Origin of the sequence: Mesorhizobium sp. M7A.F.Ca.AU.002.02.1.1 (genome assembly GCF_003998535.1) — a bacterium.
GTDB lineage: Bacteria > Pseudomonadota > Alphaproteobacteria > Rhizobiales > Rhizobiaceae > Mesorhizobium > Mesorhizobium ciceri.
In genome coordinates, this window is sequence record NZ_RZPB01000723.1 from 1 (window position 1) to 3,043 (window position 3,043).

The following is a 3,043-nucleotide window of genomic DNA, read 5'->3' on the forward strand; positions in this document are numbered from 1 at the left end:
GTGTAGCCCCAGTTCTTGGGATCTTCGGGGTTCAGCCATACCGCGTTCGGCCATTGCTGCAGCAGACGGCCGAGCCAGACGCTGCCCGCCTCCGGATTCCAGTGCTCGACCGAACCGCCGGGGTGAGCGATCTCGTAAGGGCTCATCGAGGCGTCGCCGACGACGATCACCTTGTAGTCCGGACCGTATTTGTGAAGCAGGTCGAAGGTCGGAATCACCTCGGCATGCCTGCGGCGATTGTCCTTCCACACGCCCTCATAGAGGCAGTTGTGGAAATAGAAATATTCGAGCTGGCGGAATTCGGCGCGGGCGGCCGAGAACAGCTCCTCGACGCTTTTGATGTGGTCGTCCATCGAGCCGCCGACATCGAAGAACATCAACAGCTTCACCGCGTTGCGCCGCTCTGGCCGCGTCTGCACGTCGAGATAGCCGTGTTCGGCCGTGGCGTGGATGGTTCCGGGCAGGTCGAACTCTTCCTCGGCGCCCTCGCGCACCCAGCGACGCAGGCGTTTCAGCGCGATCTTGATGTTGCGGGTGCCGAGTTCGACGGCATCGTCGAAATTCCTGAACTCGCGCTTGTCCCAGACCTTCACCGCGCGGCGGTTGCGGCTTTCATGCTGGCCGATGCGCACGCCTTCGGGATTGTAGCCATAGGCGCCGAATGGCGAGGTTCCGCCGGTGCCGATCCATTTCGAGCCGCCCTGGTGGCGACCTTTTTGCTCCTCGAGTCGCTGTTTCAAAGTCTCCATCAGCTTTTCGAACCCGCCGAGCGCCTCGACCAGTTTTTTCTCCTCGTCGGTCAGGTGCTTTTCGGCGAGGCGGCGCAACCATTCCTCGGGGATATTGGCGACGTCCAGCGCGTCCGGTCCGCCCAGCGCTTCAATGCCCTTGAAGACATGCGCGAACACCTGGTCGAAGCGGTCGATGTGGCGCTCGTCCTTCACCAGGGCGGCGCGGGCGAGGTAATAAAAACCTTCGACGTCGTAGTCGACCAACCCGGCTTCCAGCCCTTCGAGCAGCGACAGATATTCCCTGAGCGAGACGGGAACGCGTGCAGCCTTCAGTTCAAGGAAGAAGGGGATGAACATGGCCGGTTACAGCAAATCATACTCGATGAAGCCCGTGCGGCGGGCGACGTGGTCGTAAAGCTTGCGCGCGGTGGCGTTGGTCTCGTGCGTCATCCAGTAGACATTCTTGACGCCGATCTTTGCCGCCTCTTCCTTCACTGCGTTGATAAGGGCGGCGCCGATCCCCTTGCCGCGCACATCCGGGTCGGCGAACAAATCCTGCAGATAGCAGTTGTTTTTCTCCGACCAGCCGGAGCGGTGGTACAGGAAGTGCGTGAGACCGACCGCCTTGCCGTCCAGTGTGGCGATGAAGCCTTTTGGCTCGAATTCGCCCGGAGTGAACAGCCGCTTCCAGGTGACGGCGTAGACCTCTTCCGGCAGCTTCGTCTCATAGAAGGTGAGATAGTCGGTCCACAGGCGCCGCCAATCGGCGTGGTCGGACTGCGCGAGCGGGCGGACGATTATCTCGGACATTTCGTTCCCTCTGAAGTCTGGAACCCGATCCATACCAATAGAATCGGGATCAGGAACACCCTTGCCTATTCGGCAGGCGAATTATATTCGCGAAAAGCGGTCGCGAGCATGTGCAGCGCCTCCCGCGCCCGCGGCGGCAGAGCGTGCGACTGCAAAACGATCTCGGACGGGGGAATTGGTGGCAGGCCGAGTTTGCGGCCCACCTCGATCAAGCCCGGGGGCACAACCCGGTAAGCGAGGGCGGAAAGGGCAAAGCCCGCCGATACCGCGATGTTGACGGCAGCGCCGCCGCCGCCGACGAAAGCCTCATTCCAGGCGATGCCTGCCCGGTCCAGCGCTTCGACCGCTCTCATACGGTCCGGGCAATTGCATCTGGTGCTTAAAAGAGCCAGGCGCAGGGGCGTGCCTGGTCGCCATTCGAAGCCAGGTGCCGCGAACCAGCCATAGTGGGTGCGCGACAAAGCTTCACCGCGTCGACTGTCATCTTCCTGGTGCACAATCACCGCATCGAGTTCGCCGCGATCGAAAGCTTCTTCCAGCATGGAGCTGGTATCGATCCGTATGTTGAGCGCGAGCGACGGATCGTGGGCATGAAGCTGGGCGATCAGCGTGGAAAGCTCAGGCCCCGCGACATGATCGACGAAGCCGAGCGCAAGCCGACATGGCGCCGCGGAAAATTCCGCGACGGCGCGTTCATGGGCGGCAAGGAATTCGCGGGCCACGGGCAGGAAGACAGCCCCCCTTTCCGACAGTGCCACGCGGCGCGGGGTTCGTTCGATCAAACGTGCGCCGAGCTTTTCCTCGAGCCGCCGCAACTTGACGCTGATCGTCGCCTGGGTGCTGCCAAGTGCTGCAGCCGCCCGGGTGAAGCTCTGCAGGTCGGCCACCATGACGAAAGTGCGCACGGCATCGACATCGAGACTGGCCATCTCCGTCATTCCATTTTGTTATCTCTGAAATAGAAATGCATAGTCTTTTTTCATAGTAAAGCCTCGTCTATGTCATCTCGACCGCAGTTTGAAGAGCCAGCCCGGTTCCAGAATGCTTCGACAGAAAGTGATCGACATGACGTTTCAAATCGACCGAAACACCGTTGCGCTTGCCGGGGCCTGCCTTGCCTCGCTGCTGTTCGGCCTCGAAATCTCCAGCGTCCCGGTGATCCTTCCGAAACTGGAAAGCGTGCTCGCCGCCGACTTCAAGGATCTGCAATGGATCATGAACGCCTACACCATTGCCTGCACCACGGTGCTGATGGCGACAGGAACGCTGGCCGACCGCTTCGGCCGCAAACGGGTGATGGTGATCGCCACCATCGCCTTCGGGCTGGCCTCACTGCTGTGCGGCCTCGCGCCGAGCGCTTCGCTCCTCATCATTGCACGCTTCCTGCAAGGCCTGGCGGGAGGGGCGATGTTCACTTGCAGCGTGGCCGTCTTGTCCCACCAGTTTCAGGACGGCAGCGAACGCGGCAAGGCTTTTGTGGCCTGGAGCGTCGTCTCGGGGAT

The 3,043-nt window shown here is 61.4% G+C and carries 4 protein-coding genes; 1 reads left to right on the top strand and 3 read right to left on the bottom strand.

Annotation, left to right across the window (positions count from 1 at the left end; genetic code table 11):
• From EN879_RS30140 to EN879_RS30150, 3 genes are all read right to left on the bottom strand, one after another.
• On the bottom strand, positions 1-1,088 hold a 1,088-nt coding region (locus EN879_RS30140; protein ID WP_127274450.1), incomplete at its 3' end, for a VWA domain-containing protein.
• A 6-nt stretch (positions 1,089-1,094) separates the two neighbouring features.
• Complete coding sequence (locus EN879_RS30145; RefSeq protein ID WP_063169209.1) at positions 1,095-1,541, bottom strand: GNAT family N-acetyltransferase; 447 nt, start codon at positions 1,539-1,541, stop codon at positions 1,095-1,097.
• 65 nt (positions 1,542-1,606) lie between these two features.
• A complete protein-coding gene (locus tag EN879_RS30150; protein ID WP_245459099.1) occupies positions 1,607-2,431 on the bottom strand; it encodes a LysR substrate-binding domain-containing protein in 825 nt (274 codons plus the stop codon).
• 175 nt (positions 2,432-2,606) lie between these two features.
• Here EN879_RS30150 and EN879_RS30155 point away from each other — a divergent pair.
• Positions 2,607-3,043 (top strand): MFS transporter (locus tag EN879_RS30155; protein ID WP_127274451.1); only part of this gene is annotated, 437 nt, incomplete at its 3' end.